The 20204-nt window shown below is 57.1% G+C and carries 22 protein-coding genes and 1 tRNA gene; 9 read left to right on the top strand and 14 right to left on the bottom strand.

The features are described 5' to 3' along the window. Positions 1–10: 10 nt before the first annotated feature. The 8 genes from ACQZ5Y_RS04785 to ACQZ5Y_RS04750 form a co-directional block, all read right to left on the bottom strand. Positions 11–1015 carry a type II secretion system F family protein gene (locus ACQZ5Y_RS04785; protein ID WP_013635295.1) on the bottom strand — a complete coding sequence of 335 codons (1005 nt, stop codon included), beginning with the start codon at positions 1013–1015 and terminating at the stop codon, positions 11–13. Between the two features lie 118 nt (positions 1016–1133). Beyond that, complete coding sequence (locus ACQZ5Y_RS04780; protein WP_003514561.1) at positions 1134–2606, bottom strand: CpaF family protein; 1473 nt, start codon at positions 2604–2606, stop codon at positions 1134–1136. Between the two features lie 33 nt (positions 2607–2639). After that, positions 2640–3926: an AAA family ATPase gene (locus ACQZ5Y_RS04775; protein ID WP_003514563.1), complete on the bottom strand. Its 1287-nt coding sequence runs from the start codon at positions 3924–3926 to the stop codon at positions 2640–2642. Between the two features lie 34 nt (positions 3927–3960). Continuing rightward, on the bottom strand, positions 3961–4653 hold the full coding sequence (locus tag ACQZ5Y_RS04770) for a CpaD family pilus assembly protein (protein ID WP_065688422.1): 693 nt from the start codon (positions 4651–4653) through the stop codon (positions 3961–3963). A 56-nt stretch (positions 4654–4709) separates the two neighbouring features. Then, entirely contained in the window at positions 4710–6293 is a 1584-nt protein-coding gene (locus ACQZ5Y_RS04765) for a type II and III secretion system protein family protein (protein WP_111799235.1), read from the bottom strand. Then, positions 6290–7096 (bottom strand): Flp pilus assembly protein CpaB, encoded by an 807-nt coding sequence (gene cpaB, locus ACQZ5Y_RS04760; protein ID WP_003514566.1) that lies wholly within the window; start codon positions 7094–7096, stop codon positions 6290–6292. The genes ACQZ5Y_RS04765 and cpaB overlap by 4 nt, the downstream gene beginning before the upstream one ends. 125 nt (positions 7097–7221) lie before the next feature. Beyond that, positions 7222–7734 carry an A24 family peptidase gene (locus ACQZ5Y_RS04755; protein ID WP_065703653.1) on the bottom strand — a complete coding sequence of 171 codons (513 nt, stop codon included), beginning with the start codon at positions 7732–7734 and terminating at the stop codon, positions 7222–7224. Between the two features lie 95 nt (positions 7735–7829). Then, on the bottom strand, positions 7830–8021 hold the full coding sequence (locus ACQZ5Y_RS04750) for a Flp family type IVb pilin (protein WP_065703655.1): 192 nt from the start codon (positions 8019–8021) through the stop codon (positions 7830–7832). A gap of 445 nt (positions 8022–8466) precedes the next feature. On the opposite strand from ACQZ5Y_RS04750, the gene ACQZ5Y_RS04745 reads away from it, so the two are divergent. Beyond that, a complete protein-coding gene (locus ACQZ5Y_RS04745; protein WP_046205577.1) occupies positions 8467–8850 on the top strand; it encodes a pilus assembly protein N-terminal domain-containing protein in 384 nt (127 codons plus the stop codon). Between the two features lie 241 nt (positions 8851–9091). Here the strand turns inward: ACQZ5Y_RS04745 and ACQZ5Y_RS04740 are convergent. Next, a tRNA-Leu gene (locus tag ACQZ5Y_RS04740) sits at positions 9092–9178 on the bottom strand. A 120-nt stretch (positions 9179–9298) separates the two neighbouring features. Then, entirely contained in the window at positions 9299–9604 is a 306-nt protein-coding gene (locus ACQZ5Y_RS04735) for an Rdx family protein (protein WP_174049118.1), read from the bottom strand. A gap of 145 nt (positions 9605–9749) precedes the next feature. Here ACQZ5Y_RS04735 and ACQZ5Y_RS04730 point away from each other — a divergent pair, with 145 nt between their 5' ends. The 4 genes from ACQZ5Y_RS04730 (at position 9750) to ACQZ5Y_RS04715 (ending at position 12586) form a co-directional block, all read left to right on the top strand. After that, complete coding sequence (locus ACQZ5Y_RS04730) at positions 9750–10199, top strand: DoxX family protein (RefSeq protein WP_003514571.1); 450 nt, start codon at positions 9750–9752, stop codon at positions 10197–10199. Between the two features lie 138 nt (positions 10200–10337). After that, entirely contained in the window at positions 10338–11036 is a 699-nt protein-coding gene (locus ACQZ5Y_RS04725; RefSeq protein ID WP_174059790.1) for a type 1 glutamine amidotransferase, read from the top strand. 86 nt (positions 11037–11122) lie between these two features. Further along, positions 11123–11311, top strand: coding sequence for a YegP family protein (locus tag ACQZ5Y_RS04720; protein WP_003514584.1), 189 nt, complete (start codon positions 11123–11125; stop codon positions 11309–11311). Positions 11312–11488: 177 nt separating this feature from the next. Further along, a complete protein-coding gene (locus ACQZ5Y_RS04715) occupies positions 11489–12586 on the top strand; it encodes a glycoside hydrolase family 25 protein (RefSeq protein ID WP_174049120.1) in 1098 nt (365 codons plus the stop codon). An 11-nt stretch (positions 12587–12597) separates the two neighbouring features. On the opposite strand, the gene ACQZ5Y_RS04710 is transcribed toward ACQZ5Y_RS04715, so the two are convergent. Next, entirely contained in the window at positions 12598–13473 is an 876-nt protein-coding gene (locus tag ACQZ5Y_RS04710) for a DMT family transporter (RefSeq protein ID WP_174059791.1), read from the bottom strand. A gap of 116 nt (positions 13474–13589) precedes the next feature. Here ACQZ5Y_RS04710 and ACQZ5Y_RS04705 point away from each other — a divergent pair, with 116 nt between their 5' ends. After that, positions 13590–14987: an aminotransferase class I/II-fold pyridoxal phosphate-dependent enzyme gene (locus ACQZ5Y_RS04705; protein ID WP_174049122.1), complete on the top strand. Its 1398-nt coding sequence runs from the start codon at positions 13590–13592 to the stop codon at positions 14985–14987. 88 nt (positions 14988–15075) lie between these two features. Then, entirely contained in the window at positions 15076–15393 is a 318-nt protein-coding gene (locus tag ACQZ5Y_RS04700; RefSeq protein ID WP_003514590.1) for a hypothetical protein, read from the top strand. Between the two features lie 70 nt (positions 15394–15463). Here ACQZ5Y_RS04700 and ACQZ5Y_RS04695 read toward each other — a convergent pair whose 3' ends face one another. Further along, positions 15464–15922, bottom strand: coding sequence for an Rrf2 family transcriptional regulator (locus ACQZ5Y_RS04695; protein WP_174049123.1), 459 nt, complete (start codon positions 15920–15922; stop codon positions 15464–15466). 150 nt (positions 15923–16072) lie between these two features. Here ACQZ5Y_RS04695 and ACQZ5Y_RS04690 point away from each other — a divergent pair, with 150 nt between their 5' ends. After that, positions 16073–16960, top strand: coding sequence for an NAD(P)/FAD-dependent oxidoreductase (locus ACQZ5Y_RS04690; RefSeq protein WP_174049124.1), 888 nt, complete (start codon positions 16073–16075; stop codon positions 16958–16960). On the opposite strand, the gene ACQZ5Y_RS04685 is transcribed toward ACQZ5Y_RS04690, so the two are convergent. After that, entirely contained in the window at positions 16961–17743 is a 783-nt protein-coding gene (locus ACQZ5Y_RS04685; protein ID WP_174049351.1) for an AraC family ligand binding domain-containing protein, read from the bottom strand. A gap of 94 nt (positions 17744–17837) precedes the next feature. Here ACQZ5Y_RS04685 and ACQZ5Y_RS04680 point away from each other — a divergent pair, with 94 nt between their 5' ends. Beyond that, positions 17838–18245, top strand: coding sequence for a DUF2000 family protein (locus ACQZ5Y_RS04680; RefSeq protein WP_003514594.1), 408 nt, complete (start codon positions 17838–17840; stop codon positions 18243–18245). Between the two features lie 71 nt (positions 18246–18316). On the opposite strand, the gene lepA is transcribed toward ACQZ5Y_RS04680, so the two are convergent. Further along, positions 18317–20155 (bottom strand): translation elongation factor 4, encoded by a 1839-nt coding sequence (gene lepA, locus ACQZ5Y_RS04675; protein ID WP_025592156.1) that lies wholly within the window; start codon positions 20153–20155, stop codon positions 18317–18319. Positions 20156–20204: the final 49 nt, after the last annotated feature.

The raw sequence follows: 20204 nt of genomic DNA, 5'->3' as shown, positions 1-20204 counted from the left end.
GGTCGTGCCCTCATATGTCGAAATTGATCATTTGGCGCATAATGAAAATCCCGATCAGCATCCATAATCCCGACACCCCCAGAATGATGTGCCCACGCATGTCGGTGAAGAGCACCGACAGATAGTCGGGCGAGGTGAAATGCACCAGCAGCATGACGATGAAAGGCAGCGCGCCAATAATAACTGCAGAGGCCTTCGCCTCCATCGATAACGCGTTGACTTTGGCACGCATTTTCCTGCGTTCACGCAGAACTTTCGAAAGGTTGGAAAGAGCCTCCGAAAGGTTGCCGCCCGCCTGCGCCTGAATGTTGATGACGGTGCTGAAGAAGCTAACTTCGAAAAGCGGCACGGTCAGCATCATGCGCTCGATCCCCTGCGGAATGCCGATGCCGACCTGCTGCGCATCGACGACGCGCTGGAACTCCGTCTTCACCGGTTCCTGTCCGTCCGACGCGATCAGTCGCACGGCGTCGTTGAGCGGCAATCCGGATTTGATCGACCGGCACATGACATCCAGCGCATTTGGGAATTCCTCGAGGAATTTTTTCTGCCGGCGCTTGAGTATAAATCCCAATACCCATCTCGGCAGTCCCAAGGCCACGACGGCTCCTATGAGCAGAGCGATAAGCAACGATAGGCCATAAAGAAGCGCAATGACGACGGAGAAAGCAGCCGCGCCTGCGCTCAGAAGGTGGAACTGCCGGACAGAAAGTTGCAGTCCCGCCTGAACCAGCTTTTCGCGCAAACCGACATTCTTTGCTTTCTTTGCCTTTTCGCTTTGTTTCTTTTCCATTTCCCGCAGGCTGTCCTGCATGGACTTGCGGCGTTTGCCAAGTTCCTGGACCCGGTCCCGCGCGGCCTTGATGTTTGCGTGATCCGTTTCGGCGGCCTTGACCCGCTTGACGCGACTGGTGGTCTTTTTCTCGACCTCGATCTGCTGGAAGAGGAAGGCATAAGCAAGCGCCCCTGCCGAAATAGCGACAAGTGCGGCCAGTAACAGGATTGTGGGGTCCATGGCAGTCGCCTTCCTTAGAGCATTTCCAGTAAAATTGCGTAGTGGTTTTCCGTCCGGAAAATGCGTAGAAACAAAGAGTTAGAGCACGTCAGACGATTCCGTTTAAACAAGACTTGCTCTAGGATGTCTTTTCCATCTCGTCGAGCGCGGTGGCCAGGCGTTTTTCCTCGCCATAGTAGCGCGCGCGATCCCAGAAATGAGGTTTGCTGATGCCCGTGGAGACATGCTTGCCGATCAGCTTGCCATGCGCGTCTTCGCCGTCAATTTCGTATCGCATCAGATCCTGGGTCACGATGACGTCGCCTTCCATGCCGATCACTTCGGTGATCTGCGTTATCCGGCGCGAGCCGTCGCGAAGGCGCTGGGCCTGAATGACGATATCGATAGAGCCCGAGATGATTTCGCGTACCGTCTTTGCCGGCAGGGTAAACCCGCCCATGGCGATCATCGATTCGATACGGCTGAGGCATTCCCGCGGCGTATTGGCGTGGAGCGTTCCCATCGATCCGTCATGGCCGGTGTTCATCGCCTGAAGAAGGTCGAAAACCTCCGGTCCACGCACTTCGCCGACGATGATACGTTCAGGCCGCATACGAAGGCAGTTCTTGATCAGATCACGCATGGTGATCTCGCCTTCACCTTCGATATTCGGCGGGCGCGTTTCCAGCCTCACCACATGCGGTTGCTGCAGTTGCAGTTCGGCGGTGTCCTCACAGGTGATGACGCGTTCATCCTTGTCGATGAAGCTCGTCAGGCAATTGAGAAGCGTGGTCTTGCCCGAGCCGGTACCACCAGAGATGACGACATTGCAGCGGACGCGGCCGATGATCTTGAGCAGGGTCGCGCCTTCAGGCGTGATCGCGCCGAAACGCACCAGCTGGTCTAGCGTGAGCTTGTCCTTCTTGAATTTTCGGATCGTAAGCGCCGGACCATCGATGGCGAGCGGTGGTGCGATGACGTTGACACGCGATCCATCGGGTAAGCGGGCGTCGCATATCGGGCTCGATTCGTCCACGCGTCGGCCGACCTGGCTGACGATGCGCTGGCAGATGGAAAGCAATTGACCATTGTCACGGAACCGTATGTCGGATTCGATGGTCTTGCCGCCGACTTCGATGAAGGTCTGGCCGGAACCGTTGACCATGATATCGGCAATATCATCGCGTGCGAGAAGCGGCTCCAGCGGCCCATAACCAAGAACGTCGTTGCAAATGTCTTCGAGCAGCTCTTCCTGCTCGGCGATGGACATGGCGAAATTCTTGATCGTTATGATATCGTTGACGATATCACGGATTTCCTCGCGTGCGCTCTCCGCGTCGAGCTTGGCGAGCTGCGAAAGGTCGATCGTATCGATGAGCGCGGAAAAGACCTGGCCCTTGGTATTGTAATAATCTTCCGTGCGGGCACGCTTTTTCTGCGGCGATTGCATGGGAGATTGTGCCTGCCGCGTTGCAGGCGATTGGCCGGGCTCCAAAGTGTCGATCGCCAGAGATCGCGGCTCAGGTGTTGCCTTCACCTGCTGTATGGCAGGCGCGACAAAATCCGGCTTTATGGTTCTGGCTGGGCCTTCTGGCCCGCGTTTTCCGAACATCGGCGTTTCCGTATAAAGGCCCATAAAGGGAGCCTATTTGCGCTTGAGAATATTCTTGAGCTTGTCCAGACCGCCGCGCTTGTTTTTGCGCAGAATGGTACGGCCTGTAATGGTATGGGCAATTTGCGAGAACGTTTCCGCGATCTGGGATTTTTCGTCCATCTCGCTGATCATGCGTCCGCTGTTGGCTGCATTTCCGAACAGCTGGGTGTCGAACGGAATGATGGCAACTGGCTCGATTTCCAGTGGGTCGAGAAAATCCGCAGGGGCGATCTCCGGGCGTTTCGGCATGCCGACCTGATTGAGAACGAGATGCGGTAACTTGTCGTTGGGTCTCAGTTTTATCAGCGCGTCGAACAGGTTCTTCGTATTGCGCAGGTTTGCGAGATCCGGAACCGCCGTAATGACCACCTCGTCGGCTTCCGCAAGCACCGCCCGCGTCCAGTCACACCATTGATGGGGAAGGTCGAGAACGGCGACGGGCGCACTGCGCTGCAGGACCTCAAGAATCGGCAGAAACGCCTGACGATCGAAATCATAGGTCCTGTCGAGAAGAGACGGTGCGGCCAAAAGTGAGAGGTGGTCGGAACATTTCGTCAGCAGACGGTCGAGGAACACCTCGTCCAGCCGTTCCGGCGAAAACACCGCTTCCGCCATGCCCTGAGCGGGATCCTGATCGAAATCGATGTTGGCCGTGCCATAGGCAAGATCCATATCCGCCAGAATGGTTTCGGTGGAGAAGAGGGTGGAGATGCCGAAGGCGCAATTATGCGCGATCGTCGACGAGCCCACCCCGCCTTTGGCACCGATGAAGGCGATGTTGCGACCGAGCGGCTCCGCTTCCGGGTCAACGAAGATCGTTGCGATCGAGGCCAATAGATCGGCCATGTTGATCGGTGCGACGAGATATTCGGAAATGCCGTTACGGATGAGATCGCGATAAAGCGTTATGTCGTTGTGCCGGCCAACGATGATGACACGGGTGGTGGGGTCGCAGACCTCCGCCAGAGGAGCGAGATCATCCAGCAGAGAAGACGGTGAGCTTGCTGTTTCGAGAACGATGAGGTTGGGCGTTGGTGAGGCGGAAAACATCGTCGCCGCCGCGTTGATGTCGCCCTTGGTTACCCGCAGGGTGACCTTGCTCATCCGCCTGTCACTGGACAAGGCATCCATCACGCGCTGCATGTTTTCGCTGACGCAGAAGGCATGGACGGATATGCGGGGCAGGGGCCGCAGGCGATCCATATCCGAGGCACGCGGCGCCGGCTGTTCGGCTTCCGCGTCGCCGCTTGACTTGATATCGTATTCTACAGCGCTCATTGTCTTTCCTGCCCTGACAATTGTTGGAACCGCGTCAATTTGGCGTCGCCGTGTTTTTGCCGCTGCGATAGGCGTCAATCACCACCGCTCGGCGCTCCGCGTCGATCGGACTCATGCCACGCGGGCCAACCAGATCCATGGGGTTGGCAACCTGTGCCGCGAGATTGCTCTGGGAGGCACATCCGAAATTGTACCAGTTCTTGTTGGCAAAGGTATTGTCGGAAAGGTCTTCGGGCCATTGGCCGCATTGCCCGGTCATGGCGGTAACGGCCACATAACTCAGTCGAATGGGGGCGGCGTCGCCATTCGGGGATGCAGCGTAACGTGTTTCCATGATCTTGCCAGAAGGCACACCAGCGCCGGAAAGCGCGGAGCGGATTTGTCTCGCCATTTTTAAAGCCGCTGCCGAGTTGGCTGATCCCGATGGCATCTGGATATTGACGATACCGGTCGACATCGAGGCGTAATTCTGGGCGAAACCACGGACATTATCCGCCATTGCCGTGGTCAGCCGGCTATCGCCTGCTGATACCGGAATATCCAGCGAATGCTCGGCTTCCGACAGGGTGATCGGATGGCGCGTGCGGTAGTCGTCAGGAATGGCGTTGGTCGTCATCGGGTCGCGTGCGCAACCCTGCAACAGGCCGGCGGCAAGCGCGACCATGGCGACGAGACCTGCCCGTCTGCCCGGCAGGCTTGAGGAAAAGGAGGAAGGGTTTTCCTGCATGGCGTTTCCTGCCCGGACCGGGCTTGCTGTGAAAAGGGGATTTCGTGCGCGTGTCGTCATTTGTAGATGAACCCCACTGATCCCTGATAGGGAGCCGCCTGAACCTGGTCCTTGCGGCCATAGACCTTGTTGACACGGTTCATGAAATACATGGCGGCATCGTTTTCCGGGTTGAAGTTGTCATCCGGCCGGGCGATCTGGTTGCGCGCAACGGGACGTACCAGATAGGGCGTTGCTATGATGACAAGCTCCGTCTCGTTGCGGATGAAATCCTTGCTGCGGAAAAGCGTGCCGAAGATCGGGACTTTGGAAATGCCGGGAAGTCCTGACATGGCCTGACGAATATTGTCCTGGACCAGACCTGCGATCACAATCGAGCCGCCGGACGGAAGTTCGACTGTTGTCGATGTCTCGCGTTTGCGGATCGACATGTAGGTAGAACCTGGGATGGTGCGGCCCGCATTTCCGGTTACAACGTTGCCTTCATATGTCGGCTCGGAAACATTGGTCTCGATTTTAAGGCTGATCCGTCCCGGTGAAAGCACGACGGGCCTGAAGTTCAACGTGATGCCGTAGTCGACCGTGTTGGTGGTACGCGTTATGGTTGGCTGGCCCGTTTCCTTGTCGATGGTAACTTCCTGCTCTGCAGGCAGACGGAAATCACCCCCCACGTAGAACTTGGCCTGTTCGCCGGAGATGGCGGTAAGACTCGGTTCGGCCAGAGTGCGCACGACACCCGCCTGTTCCATGGCGTTGAGATAGGAAGCAAAGTTGAGCGAGCCGGAGCCAATCGCGCCACTGGCTATTCGCGACGCACCGCTAATTGCATTTCCGAGATTGGACGGATTTGAAAATTCGAAACCGTTATTGCTTGTCGAGCTGCTGATGGAACCATTGAAGCCAAGCTGTTTCAGCACCTGCCGGCTGACTTCAGCAACGGTGACTTTCAGCGTCACCTGATCTTCGCCCTCAATCGTCAGCATATTGACGATCTGCGATGTCTGGCGGTTTTCGGCAAAAATCGCAGCGTCACCGCCGTTATTGCCGCCCGTCAGCGATATGTTGCGGGTAGTGGCTTCGCCGCCTTTCAGGAATGCTTCGGCAAGCTGGACAGCGCGTGCAGAATCCTGCGGCGTGCGCACTGACCCAGTGAGAACGATGTTGTCCGAAACGATCTCTACCTTGATGTCCGATTCGGGAATGAAACGGCGGATATTGGCCTCAAGCCCGGAGATATCGCGCTCGACCTCAAGATCAAGACTGACGATTTCGCGCCCACCATCTCCGAAAATGAAGATATTGGTCTGGCCCACCGTTTTTCCGAACAGATAGATGCGCTTGGACGTGCGCGTTACGGCATCTGCAAGGCTCGGATCGGCGACGAGAATATCATGGGCATCCTCCGGCAGATCGATGACCAGTGCCTTGTTGAGACCGAGCTTCAGGCGCTTGCGAATGCCAGTACCGCTCTCGGTGATCCGCACGATGCTCGCGCTTTGAGCCTCGGCTTCGCTGATACGCAAAAACGCGGGTGAGTGCTGACCCGGAATACCTGAAAAAGCCAGGCAAAATGCCAGGCTGCCCGCCATTGAGGAACGCAGGTGTTGTTTAATGCGCTTTGCCATGGAACCCCCGGTCATTGCGATGCTCCCTGTCCGGCTTTGACGATCGAACCGGATTTGATCACCTGAATCTCCGGCTGCCCGGAGCCGCCGTTGAGAAGGTAACCTGCTGAAAGCGTGTCATTTTCCTGCGCATCGGCGACTGAGCGCAAAGCCAGCGTAAGGCGATCCGCCATCTGTTGCGCCACGGTGATGATTTTGGCCTGTTCGGGTGTGAGTTCGAGCGTTGCGGTTGCACCCACGACGGCTGAGGTGCCGTCCTCGCCTTCCTTGATCTGCTGGTCGATCGCCAGAACACGGACATTGTTCAAAACATTTTCAGTTAAAAAATGACCTGAATCGCCCTTGCGGACCATGATGACATCGACCCGGTCATTCGGCAGCACGAAACCGCCAGCACCTGTCGAGACGGAAATTTCCGTGGCGACGGCGCGTTTGCCGGCCGGCAAAAGCGAGGACATGATGCGGGTGCTGGAATCGACCACTTTTTCAGGCCTTACAGGCTCGCCCTGAAACAAAGGCAGCCGCACGACAGCGCCGGATAGTTCGGTTATGGCGTTCGGGTTTTTCGCTTCCGTTATGAAGCTGTCGATGACGTTACCAGTGGGCCAGGGCGTCCAGTGTACTGAACTATCGTTCAGGCGGCTGCCAACGGGTAGGTTGACCGAGGAAACGAGAACGTTAACCGTCGGTTCCTTCTCTATGATCGTTTCCGCTTTTTCGATGACCTGCTTCGCGCCGGAAATCTGCATGGCAACGATGCCGGCAAGACCGGCGGCGACCAGGGCAACGGACAGAATGACGATACGCGACGGTTTCATGCTCGATCCTTGAGGGAATCAGATTCTTCTCCCGTCAGGATGGCCCGTCATTGGTATAATTATGGTTAATATTATGCTTGGATTTCTGGTTAACAGGCCTTTAACCTGCAGTGAACGCAGATTTCTCAGGAAAGACTTGCGATGGCGGCTTTCACAATTGGTGTTTCGCCATAGGTCAAAAGCCCGGCAATAGCTATGCCTATGCCATAGGGGATTTTCTTCGCAACCAGCAAGGAATCCGGAATGGGAATGCCAGCCGCCATGATTTCCTGCGAGCGCGATCGCAAAAGTAGGATTCCAAGCGTCAACACGCCGCCGATCAATGTCACTGCAAGTAGAAAGTCTACGAGAGAAATGTTGAAGCCGTACCACACTGCCGCTCCCGTCAACAGTTTGGCGTCGCCCCCGCCCATAACATTTGCAGCGAATAGGGTGAAACAGCCAAGAAAAACGGCCAATCCGGCAGCAAGACTCAAGCCGAAAGTGTGTAAATTCATTCCCGCCAGTGGCGCGACGAAAGCGAAAGAAAGCAAAAGCACGACAGCTATCACGTTGGGAATCGTCATGCTGAAGAGATCGTTAAGGGCAGCAAAACTCAGGCAAAGCGGAACGATGAGGAAAATCGCTGCGATAACCATAAGTAGAATTCCCTTGCGATTCGGTTTTGGTTCAATCCAAGAAAATACAGGTGATGTCCCAGCGGATCATCACCTGTATTGTACTATCAGTAAAATCAAACGCCGCCGGTAGAAGCCTTGGAATTCGTAAACTGAGTACTGATGTAATCAAAGGTCGTCTTGAGTTTGCTGCCAACGGTTGTGGCGCCGCCAACGATAGCGACAGAAATAAGCGCAGCAATCAGGCCGTATTCAATTGCCGTTGCGCCGGACTCATCCTTCAGGAAGCGAGCGAAAATCTTGGTCATGGGTCTCTCCTAACTCTTGTGTTGTGTTCAGCACGCCGACAACTGTTTTCCGTTGTTCGGTTGCGTTCAAATTACAGGTGAGCGATTTCCAAGCGCTTAAAGAAGAGGATTAATCCAAAGTAAACGACAGGATGAGTTTCTCTTGGTAAACAAAACAAAAAAGTATTGCCTCTATTTTTATAGTTGCTGATAAACAAATATATTCCAGAGACTGTCAGTTTCTTATTTCCGGCAAAGTGTCCTTCCGGTGAGACATAGATGTTCAGTTTTGGTGCGGGACAGCGAGAGCCTCGAAAATATTGCCATGTCAGGCATGGTTACCGTTCACATTAGGGGCCTCTATCATTTAACGCTTCATTCACTAAAAACCCGCATTCTGCTGCACAGTAAGTGCGGGTAGTGAGCAGGGGCGAAACGCGTGTCATCCGGAAAACTGGCGAAAATCGTGGTCGGCTTGTCCGTCATCCTATCGGGTTCGTTACAGCCTGTTTTTGCTCAGGAAGACATATTGCGCGTTTCGATGAACCACGCCCGTGTCCTTCGCCTCGACCGCCCCGTGAGCAAGGTTATTGTCGGCAACTCGAAAGTCGCCGATGCGACGGTTGCCGATGCCACCACGATCGTGCTGACCGGGCGCAGTTTCGGTACGACGAATCTTGTTCTTCTCGATGCCGAGGGTAATCCAATCGTCGATGAGCGCATTCTCGTCTCCATCGATGAGGGCAATACGGTTCGCGTTTTTCGACAAACGGAACGGACCGTGCTTTCCTGTACGCCGAATTGCGAACAGCATTCGCAAAACAGTGGCGACAAAGACGCCCAGCCTTAAGCGAACTGCAACCCAATACCAGGTCTGAATATATCGGAATTCCGCGCGCGGGAATGGCTGGCATTTTGTCAAAGTGACAAAGGCTTAGCGCTCGTCCTGGGTAGCATTTTTACGGGAAAGATCGGGGTTGATCGCCAGCAAAACGAAAAACCGCAACATGTTCCCCTGCGTTTTGCAGGAGGACTGAATGTTGCTGTTTTTTCGTCTAAGTGTTTGATCTGGCTAAGATCAAAAAATGGAATGGTGCCCAGAAGAGGACTCGAACCTCCACACCCTTGCGAGTACCAGCACCTGAAGCTGGCGCGTCTACCAATTCCGCCATCTGGGCGACGGAGAGCGATGTACGAGGGCAGCCGCCCGGTGTCAACAGACTTTTTGAACTTTTATGACGATCATTGATTTTAAAGGGAAAAAACTTGGTTAGACGCTGTTGAAACATGTTGCCGCGTTAATTGTCGAGCCCTTCATGCGTCGTCCTGTCGACGTGACCTAGGTCCCGTTCCGGGTCGATGACATCGCGGATTCTCTGTTTGAGCTCTTTTGGACCGGGGAAACCGCCATCGCGCTTGCGCTCCCATATGGTTTCACCATCAACAGTGATCTCGAACAGGCCACCCGTTGAGGGAATGAGGCTGACTTCGCCGATATCAGAAGCGAAGGTTTGCAAAATCTCCTGCGCCATCCATCCCGCACGAAGCAGCCAGTTGCATTGTGTGCAGTAGCGGATGGTTATGCGGGGCTTGGTCTCGGCCATGATCACGTCTCCTTCAGCGCCCGATGACAATAATGCTCACGATAATGTCAACTATGACACTCATGTTTTTACCTGCGGCATGCTTGTTCTTATCATGCTGCTTTGCGAACAGATAAGCCATCGAAGGCTAAAACGCGGAGATCCCATGGCCCAGTTCGACAATAATCGTCAGCGTCTTTTCGTTCCGGCGGTCGCACCTCTTTATAATTCGACACATGATCTGGTGGAGACCGTTCTGCGCGTCGTGGCCGGGCTTCTTCTTGTCACCCACGGCTTCGGCAAGATCGCCAATCCGTTCGGGGCTGTCGGCATGGTGGAGAGCCTCGGCTTTTATCCGGGTGTATTCTGGTCACCTCTCCTGGCTGCCACCGAATTTTTCGGTGGAATTCTCGTGGCCATTGGGCTGTTCACGCGGCCGGCATCCTTTGCCGCAATGATCGTGCTTTTAGTAACGGTCTATTTTCACGGTATCGTAAAGGCGGAAGGTCTGGGTGGCGCGGAAAAATCAGTTCTCTGGGCAGCCATTTTCCTATTCTTCGCTGTCCGCGGCGGCAACCGGCATTCCGTCGACGCGAAGCTGTCGCGGGAATTTTAAGATGCCCAAGGCCGGCTTGTCCGCTTATTGCCTTGCTGACGATATTGCGCCTCTTGAAAATCCGTTTTTCTCGTGGTGAAGCTGAATTCGATCGGCGATACCGGCCGATCGTATTCCCCGTTGTCGGCAAGAGGCCCCATGCGCGTTGCAATTATCGAAAACATGGCGGGCACGCCGCATGGACAGATCGGCGTCGCTCTGGAAGAGGCAGGGGCTGACGTGCATGTCATCCGCGCCTATGCGGGTGAGCCTCTTCCTCTCGATGCAGCTGCACACGATGCACTCGTCGTTTTGGGCGGGGAGCAGAACGCTCTTGACGACGTGCTTTATCCCTATCTTCCAGACCTCGCACTTTTGATGAAAGCGTTTGGCGATGCGGACAAGGCCGTGATGGGCGTCTGTCTCGGTAGCCAGTTGCTGGCGCGCGCCTATGGCGGAGAGAATATTTTGGCCGGCCCGCCCGAATTCGGCTGGGAAGACGTATCCCTCACGGAAGAGGGCGTGTCCGATCCGCTATTGGCGGGGCTCGACAAGACATTTCCCATTTTTCAGTGGCATTGCGACACATTCACACTTCCTCCAGCGGCGACGAGACTTGCGACCAATGGTGCAACGCGAAATCAGGCTTTTCGCGTTGGCCGGGCCGCCTATGGCACGCAATTTCATTTTGAGGCATCCACGGCCGTGGTAGACGGATGGTGTGAGGCATTCCCGGCTTCCGTCGAAAAAATGGCGCCCGGCTGGATGAACAATTACCGCGATCACCGTGGGGGGCGTGCAGATGTGGCCGATGCGACCGGTCTGGAAATTGCCCGTGCCTGGGTACGGCTTGTCTGATCTGGCAATTATCGGTTGCGAATATGGCCAAGGCCGCTCAGAATTGAGTGTGTTTCACCGACGTTTGCCAAGGAGGCACCAAGATCATGTATAAGTTCGAAATCTATCAGGACAGGGCCGGGGAATATCGCTTCCGCTTCAAAGCATCCAACGGGGAAACGATGTTTTCGTCAGAAGGATACAAGGCCAAGGCATCGGCCATCCATGCCATCGAATCGATCAAGAAAAATTCCCCCGGCGCCGATACGGTCGATCTGAGCACGATGACCGCCTGAAGCTCTCCGTTTCGCGAAACCTCGAGGCATTCTCCTGCCAGAAATGACGGGCGCGTTGGAAGGTGTCGGCGTAAAGATAAGATTCAGTCTTTTTTGATAATCTTCCGTTAGCAATTGTATTTCGAGGTTCCCGGGCGGCGTCAGAGTGCCCCTGGATTGTTTTGCGTACGGGTTCTCATGCGTTCATCGGCTGTGCCAGCACTTCTCTTCGGTTGCCTTCTGCTTGGTGGCTGTACGTCCAGTTCCGGGCCGGAAAGCCTGATGGCCGGCCTGCCGTCGAAGGAAACCACGAGCTCGGTTACGCCATCCGCGCCGGTGCCGCAGGCAAGCGTGGGCAGCCAACCCATCACGGCCCAGCCGCGACAGGAAGTTCTGGCATGGGGCGGGCCGGTGCCCGAAGAGCCAAAGGCCTTTTCAGCCGTTACCCCACGAGCGCCCGTGCCGCAGAACGCGCTTGAAACCCGTTTGCCCTCACCGTCACAGGCTGGAATGGTACGACCGGCAGAGCGTCCGATGGAGCGTCCGGTACAATTGGCCATGGCTGCAGCCCCGGCGGCCAGTGCCGGTGCGCAGATCCGTTCGCGCATTTTCCGCTCCAGCTTCAGCGATGCCAAACCCATCAATTTCGGCAGGGTCCAGCCGCGCCATTTTCAGGTCCACGGGGTGGATGTCTCGCGCTGGCAGGCCAATATAGACTGGCCGCAGCTGCGCACACGCGGCGCCAACTTCGCCTTCATCAAGGCGACGGATGGCGGCGATCATCTTGACCCGATGTTCCGCACCAACTGGCAGCGTGCAAAGGAAGCGGGCATCCGTCGTGGCGCCTACCATTTCTTCTACTGGTGCCGGTCGGCCGGCGAGCAGGCGGATTGGTTCATTCGCAACGTACCGCGCGATCCGGATGCGCTGCCGCCGGTGATCGACGTGGAATATAACGGCGAATCGAGCTGCAAGGTGCGCCATTCCCGTGAGCGTATTCTGGAAAAGATGCGCGTGTTCATGGACAAGCTGGAGCGCCATTACGGCCAGCGTCCGATTATCTATACGGCGCCCGATTTTTATAAGGACAATCTGACCGGCGAGTTCCAGGACTATCCCTTCTGGCTGCGCGCCGTTGCCCAGCATCCGTCCGTGGTCTATCCCGGCCGCAAGTGGTTGTTCTGGCAATATTCCGGCTCCGGCCTGTCGCATGGTGTCGATGGCCGCATCGATCTCAATGTCTTCAACGGCAGCGAGGATGCCTGGCATCGCTGGGTAGACCGCCGCTCGAGTTGACGGGGCGGGCGTCAGCGCGAGAATTTTCGCGCGCCGGCAACGCAGAGCACGACCACGAGCGTGATGCCGATCATCGCAGGGCTGACCTCTTCGTGAAGCAGGGTTGCTGCAAGCACCAGCCCGAAGAACGGCTGCAGCAATTGCAGCTGGCCCACCGCGGCAATGCCGCCAAGCGCCAGCCCGCGATACCAGAAGATGAAGCCGATCAGCATGCTGAACAGCGAGACATAGGCGAGGCCGCCCCAGGCCTGCGGGTCGATGCCTGCGAGGGTTTGCGGCCCTGTGAAAAAGGCAAGCGGCAGCATCAGAGGCAGGGAGAGGACCAATGCCCATGAGATGACCTGCCAGCCCCCCAGTTTGCGGGAAAGGGCAGCACCCTCGGCATATCCCAGCCCACAGACGATAATCGCGCCCAGCATCAAGAGATCGCCGGCAAGTGAGACTCCGAGCCCGGAGGCCAGCGAATTCGACAATGAAAAGCCGGCAACGAGGACGCTGCCCAGGCAGGAAAAGAACCAGAAGGCGGGCCGCGGGCGTTCTCCCCCACGCAGCACGGCAAAAACCGCGGTTGCGAGCGGCAAAAGCCCGACAAAGACGATGGAGTGGGCCGAGGTGATGTGCCGCAAGGCGAGAGCAGTCAACAGCGGGAAGCCAACCACCACGCCGAAGGATACGATGAAAAGCGATGCCAGATCATCGCGCGCCGGGCGTTTTTGCCGGAACACAAAAAGCAAAGCGAGCGCCAGAAGGCCGGCTATGCTGGCGCGGGCGAGGGTCAGGAACACCGGATCGAAACCCGTTACCGCAACCCGCGTGGCGGGCAGCGAGCCGCTGAATATCACCACGCCGATAAGGCCGCTTAGCCAACCGCTTGTCGTCTTGTCCATGACCGTCTCCTGCAATTTCCCTTTCTTGATCTGGAACGGCTGGTGAAAACAGCGACAATCATATACAATTTCAAGAAACTGTTATGGTTGTTTGGACGGTACGGTTGGAGAGAAATGTGGACGGACACCTCGCGACGGGAACGCGCATAGAACAGGTGATGGCCAGCATGCGGCAACGCATCGCTTCGCGAAGCCTCGTTCCCGGCGCCAGATTGCCATCCGTTCGAGCGCTTGCGAAGGCCATGCAGGTCTCAACTTCAACCGTCGTCGAGGCGTATGACCGGCTGGTTGCCGATGGCACCATAAGCTCGCGACCGGGTTCGGGATTTTATGTGGCGGGTCCGCTAGCGCCCCTGTCTCTGGCCGATATCGAGCCTCGGCTGGACAGGGCGGTGGATCCGCTCTGGGTGTCGCGCCAGGCGCTGGACGAGGGGGCGGCACTTGCCAAGCCCGGCTGCGGCTGGCTTCCAGCGTCATGGATGCCGGAGCAAGCGCTACGGCGGGCGATGAGGGGGCTTGCCCGCGCGGATGCTTCCTTGCTGACGGATTATGCGAGCCCGATGGGGCTCTTGCCGCTACGCCAGCTTTTGTCCCGCAGACTTGCCGAACATGGCGTCCAGGCGGGCGCCAGCCAGATCATGCTCACCGATTCCGGCACGCAGGCGATCGATCTCCTGTGTCGTTTCCTGCTGCAGCCGGGGGATACGGTGATTGTCGATGATCCCTGCTATTTTAACTTCCGCGCTCTCTTGCGCGCGCATCGGGTGAAAATCGTTGGTGTGCCCTATACGCCGGCTGGACCGGACCTGCCGCTTTTCGAGCAGGCACTGAAAGAGCATCAGCCGCGCCTTTACATCACCAATTCCGCGATCCATAATCCGACAGGCGCAAGGCTTTCCGCCGTTTCCGCTCATCGCCTGCTGATGCTGGCCGAACAGGCGGGCCTCACCATCATCGAGGATGATATTTTTGCCGATTTTGAAACGCAGGCGGCACCACGGCTGGCTGCTTTCGATGGTCTGAACCGGGTCGTCCAGATCGGCAGTTTTTCTAAAACCCTGTCTGCTTCCGTTCGGTGCGGTTTCATCGCAGCGCCTCCGGCATGGGTGGAAGCCCTGACCGATCTCAAGATTGCCACTGCTTTTGGTGGAGCAAATTTTTCGGCTGCATTGATCCTGTCGCTTTTGACTGACGGCAGTTATCGCAAGCATGTCGAGGCTCTTCGACAGCGTCTCGCGGCGGCGGTGCCTGAGGCGGCGGCGCGTTTGAAAGCGCTTGGATGTATGCCGTGGATCGAACCGCAGGCGGGCATGTTCTTATGGTGCCGCCTGCCGGAGGGGGTCGACGCCGCCGATGTTGCACGCCGGGCACTGGTGCAACAGGTGGTGCTGGCACCCGGCAATGTTTTCAGCTCCGCGCAGAACGCATCCGCTTTCATGCGTTTCAATGTATCGCAAATGGCCGCTCCTCAGGTCATGGCGGTGCTGGCAGATGCCCTCAGGCAGAGCGTGTAATTGTCGCCCATAGTGTGCTGGCCGAGGAGAATCGGAACAAAATCCCGTGAACGCCGTTTCCTTCTCAGAATGAAGAGGAGGAAATACCATGACATTCGATCCAAACAATCCGCGCCCGGACCGTGATCTTCGTCCGGAACTGAATATCAGCAATGAACCGCTTGCCCGCAAGTCTCCGTCCTGGATGCCATGGCTGGCGATTCTCGTTGTCGCATTGGTAGGCGTTTTCGCCTGGTCGCAGATGAGCGGCCCGAACACCGATCCGGCCACGACATCCTCGACAATGCCACCTGCGGCAACGCAACAGGCACCGGCGCCCGTGACTCCGACTGTCCCGGCAACACCGCCTGCCAACAATGCAGCACCGGCAAGCCCGAATACCGGCGGCACGCAGACGCAGCCGTAATGGGTTAGATCATCTGACAAAACCGCCTGCTTTCCGGCAGGCGGTTTTTTATTGCGCCAACTCTGCGGCGTTAGAGCTGATCCATCGCGGAGGGGTGGTTGGACAATCTGGACCAGCGGCTCATCGATTCCTCCGCCAGCACCGAAAGCGTAATGTTTCCGAAGCGGGACAGGAGAATGGTCTCCGCCTCGTTCATGGCGTCGAAAAGGGCAGCATTGACGGCCTGCTCTATGACGCAGTTAGGATTATCTCCTGCCAGCCCAATCGAGAACAATTCCGGCGCGCCAAGCGCCCGGTAAATATCGAGCAGCGTGATTTCGCTGAGCGGTCGCGCCAGAACCCAGCCACCGCCATGGCCTTTTTCCGACGACACGTAACCGTGCTCCCGCAAGCCCGCCATGGTTCTGCGCACCACCACCGGGTTCGTCTGCAACATCGCCGCGATGCTTTCAGAGGTCGCCGCCCCCTCGCGTTTCTCCATATGGATCAGAATATGCAGCACCCGTGAAAGGCGCGTGTCGTGTCTCATCGGTGAAATCCGCCTGTTTTTCGCGACATTACCAGTTAGCATATGACGTAACAATATAAGTTGCGTGACTATTGACTCTAAAATTCATGTAACAATATAAGTATCGTGAAACGAACGGGCGCTTCCGGCTCGGTGAACGATAGGTGCATCATGAAATACGACGTCATCATCATCGGCGGCAGCTATGCGGGCCTGTCCGCCGCCCTGCAGCTCGGGCGCGCGAGAAAAAACATCCTGGTGGTGGATGCGGGTGAGCGGAGAAATCGCTTCGCCAGCCATTCCCACGGTTTTCTCGCACAGGACGGCAAGGCGCCGGGCGACATCATCGCCGAGGCACGCCGCCAGATCGAGCGCTACCCGACGATACACTGGGCAAAGGGCAGGGTAACGAATGCCGAAGGATCATTCGATGACTTCGTTATCGAGATCGATGGCAATCGCCGCGAAAGGGCGGCCAGACTAATCCTTGCCACAGGCGTTACGGATGAACTGCCTGATATAGCCGGGCTGAAGGAACGCTGGGGCAGCGCCGTTTTCCATTGCCCCTATTGCCACGGATACGAACTGGATCAGCGCAGGATCGGCGTCATCGCGGCCTCACCGCTGGCCATCCACCATGCACTGATGCTTCCGGACTGGGGTGAAACGACCTTTTTTACCAACGGTATATTCGTGCCGGATGCTGAACAGAATGCGCTTTTGTCAGCCCGGGGCGTTCGGGTGGAAAAAGAGCGTATCAGAGAGATCGCAGGGCATGCGGATGTCGTTCTTGCGGATGGGCGCAGCATTGCTTTGGCCGGTCTTTTCACGCAACCGAAATTGCGGATTGCCTCGGATTGGATCGAAAAGCTCGGCTGCACCGTGGAAGAAGGGCCGATGGGGTCAAGCATCGTGACGGATGCCATGAAACAGACGACAGTGCGCGGAATCTTCGCATGCGGTGATGTGGCAAGGCCCGCCGGCTCGGTCGCTCTTTCCGTGGGCGATGGCGCCATGGCAGGGACTGCGGCTCACAGGTCGATCATGTTTCCGGAATGATCAGTGCGAAACAAGGCTTAGCCAGCGCCCCGGAGGCATTCCGAAGGCATTCTTGAAGTGGCGGGTAAAATGCGCCTGATCTGCAAAGCCGCAGGCAAACGCCGTTTCCGCAAGACCCGCACCCGCCCGCATCATGTCCTTGCATTTTTGCAGACGTCGCATGATGAGATAACGGTGCGGGCTCGTGCCAAACAGGGAGCGGAAATGCCGAAAGAGCGTGAAGCGATCAAGCCCGCTTATTTGCTCCAGCTTCTCTGAGCTGACGGCAAGCGCGCTGTTCTCCAGCAGGTAATCCCGGCAACGGAAAACGGCGATAGGGTCAAGCCGCTTGATTGTTCTCTGGTTTCCGTTCGAATGCTTCCAGAGCAGATCCGACAGTCTCGATTGCCAGTCGGTCAGGAGCAGATTGTCCGGCTCGCCTTCGAGATTGCCGAGAGCCTCTATCAGGCATTGCCGGAACTCACCGTCTTCGATGACGGGATTTTTTGCAAATGGCAGCGCGTGAAATCCGGTCGCCACCTCCATGGTTTTTTCCGGCGGAAGGTAGAGCATACGGTAGCGCAGACCTTCGTCGGTGCCGGCACCACCATCGTGAACTTCGTCCGGATGCAGCACGATAACCTTTCCGGGCGTGCTGAAATGCGATGTGCCACGATAGGAAAAGGTCTGGACGCCAGAAAGCGTCACACCCAGAGCATAGGTGTCATGGCGATGGGGTGCATAGGCGTTGCCGTGAAAGCGCGCTTCGATGCGCTCGATCCCTTCGCTGGAAGGGGCCTGCACGATCCCCTCGAATTTGCACGAACGTTCAAGATCGCTCGTACCCTGAGGGACTAGGGTCGCTTCTCTTTCGTAACCACAGCCAGATTGAGTTCGCATGTTTGATACCAAGATCGCCGTCATCCTTCGTGATGACCTTGCCGTGTGGCAAAAACTGAACGTCACCGCATTTCTCATGTCCGGCATCGTCGCCCAGACCAGAGAGATCATCGGGGAACCATACCGCGACGGGGCGGGTAACGTCTACAATCCCCTGTCCGTCCAGCCGATAGTCGTCATGGCCACGGATCAGGAGGCACTGCGCAAAATCCATCAGCGATCCCTGGAACGCGAGGTCACGACATCGCTCTATATCGAGGAAATGTTCGCAACCGGTCATGATGTTGCCAACCGCCAGGTGTTTTCGGAATTTTCTCCCGACAATGCAAAGGTCGTCGGCATGGCGCTTAGGGCGGACAAGAAAATCGTAGACAAGATTACCAAGGGCGCGAAGCTGCATGCCTGAGCAGCTGCCGTGAATGTAAAAAGGGAGGCCGTGAGCCTCCCTTGTCAAATCAGCGACGATTTAGCGGCCGCTTATTCGTCGTTCATCTTCAGCGCAGCGATGAAAGCTTCCTGCGGAATCTCCACCTTGCCGAACTGGCGCATGCGCTTTTTGCCTTCCTTCTGCTTGTCCAGAAGTTTGCGTTTACGCGTCGCATCGCCACCGTAGCACTTCGCCGTCACGTCCTTGCGCAACGCGCGCACGGTTTCGCGGGCGATGACCTTGCCGCCAATGGCCGCCTGGATCGGGATCTGGAACATGTGCGGCGGAATGAGTTCCTTCAGCTTTTCGCACATGCCGCGTCCGCGCCGGTCAGCCGCCGAGCGGTGGACCAGCATGGAGAGTGCGTCCACCGGGTCGCCGTTCACGAGGATCGACATCTTGACGAGATCGCCTTCGCGATAGTCGATGATGTTGTAGTCGAACGAGGCGTAACCCTTCGAGATGGATTTCAGGCGGTCGTAGAAATCGAACACCACTTCGTTGAGCGGCAATTCATAGGTGATCATCGCGCGGTTGCCGACATAGGTCAGCTCCGTCTGCAGGCCGCGCCGGTCCTGACAGAGTTTCAGGATACCACCGAGATATTCGTCGGGCGTCAGGATCGTCGCCTTGATCCACGGTTCGCGGATTTCCTTGATCTTCACGACATCAGGCATATCAGCCGGGTTGTGCAGCTCTTTCTCGGTGCCATCCGTCAGCGTCATTTCATAGACGACCGAAGGTGCTGTGGCGACGAGATCGAGATTGAACTCACGCTCGAGGCGTTCCTGAATGATTTCAAGATGCAGCAGACCGAGGAAGCCGCAACGGAAACCAAAGCCGAGAGCGGCAGACGATTCCATTTCGAAGGAGAAGGAGGCGTCGTTGAGGCGAAGCTTGCCCACTGCCGCGCGCAGATCTTCGAAGTCGGCTGCATCAACGGGGAAGAGGCCGCAGAAAACCACGGGCTGCGCTGGCTTGAAGCCGGGCAGAGCCTGCGCCGTCGGGCGCTTGTCGTCGGTAATGGTATCGCCAACACGCGTATCGGCGACTTCCTTGATCGAGGCGGTGATGAAACCGATCTCGCCGGGGCCGAGGCTGTCGACATTGACCATCTTCGGGGTAAGTACGCCAACGCGCTCGACGCCGTATTTCGCGCCGGAACCCATCATGCGGATCTGCTGGCCCTTGGTCAGCACGCCGTCGATGACGCGCACGAGAACCATGACGCCCAAATAGGTGTCGTACCAGCTGTCGACGAGCAGTGCCTTGAGCGGCCCGTTCTCGCCGACTTCGCTCTTCGGCGGTGGCAGGCGGTTGACGATGGCTTCGAGAACATCGGGGATGCCAAGCCCGGTCTTGGCCGAAATCAACACAGCTTCGGAAGCATCGATGCCGATTACTTCCTCAATCTGTTCCTTGATGCGGTCGGGCTCCGCGGCCGGCAAGTCGATCTTGTTCAAGACCGTCACCAGCTCGTGATTATTGTCGATCGCCTGATAAACGTTGGCCAGCGTCTGGGCTTCCACACCCTGAGATGCGTCCACCACCAGCAGCGAACCTTCGCAGGCCGAAAGCGAGCGGGACACTTCGTAGGCAAAGTCGACGTGGCCGGGCGTGTCGATGAGGTTCAGCACATAGGTTTCGCCGTTATTCGCCTTGTAGTGCAGGCGCACGGTCTGGGCCTTGATGGTGATGCCGCGCTCGCGTTCGATATCCATCGAATCGAGAACCTGTTCCGACATATCGCGCTCGGCAAGGCCGCCTGTCGACTGGATCAACCGGTCGGCCAGCGTCGATTTGCCGTGATCGATGTGGGCAACGATCGAGAAGTTGCGGATATGGTCCAGGGGCGTGCGGGTCGAATTTGTGCTCATGCCCCGCGCTATAGCAGGGGCTTCTCATGCCGCAAAGCGGGAATTTGGTTAAAAGCCCTTT

The organism is Agrobacterium sp. A3-95 (assembly GCF_053521785.1).
Note: the sequence above shows the minus strand (reverse complement) of the source record. Positions and strands in the feature narration are given on the sequence as shown.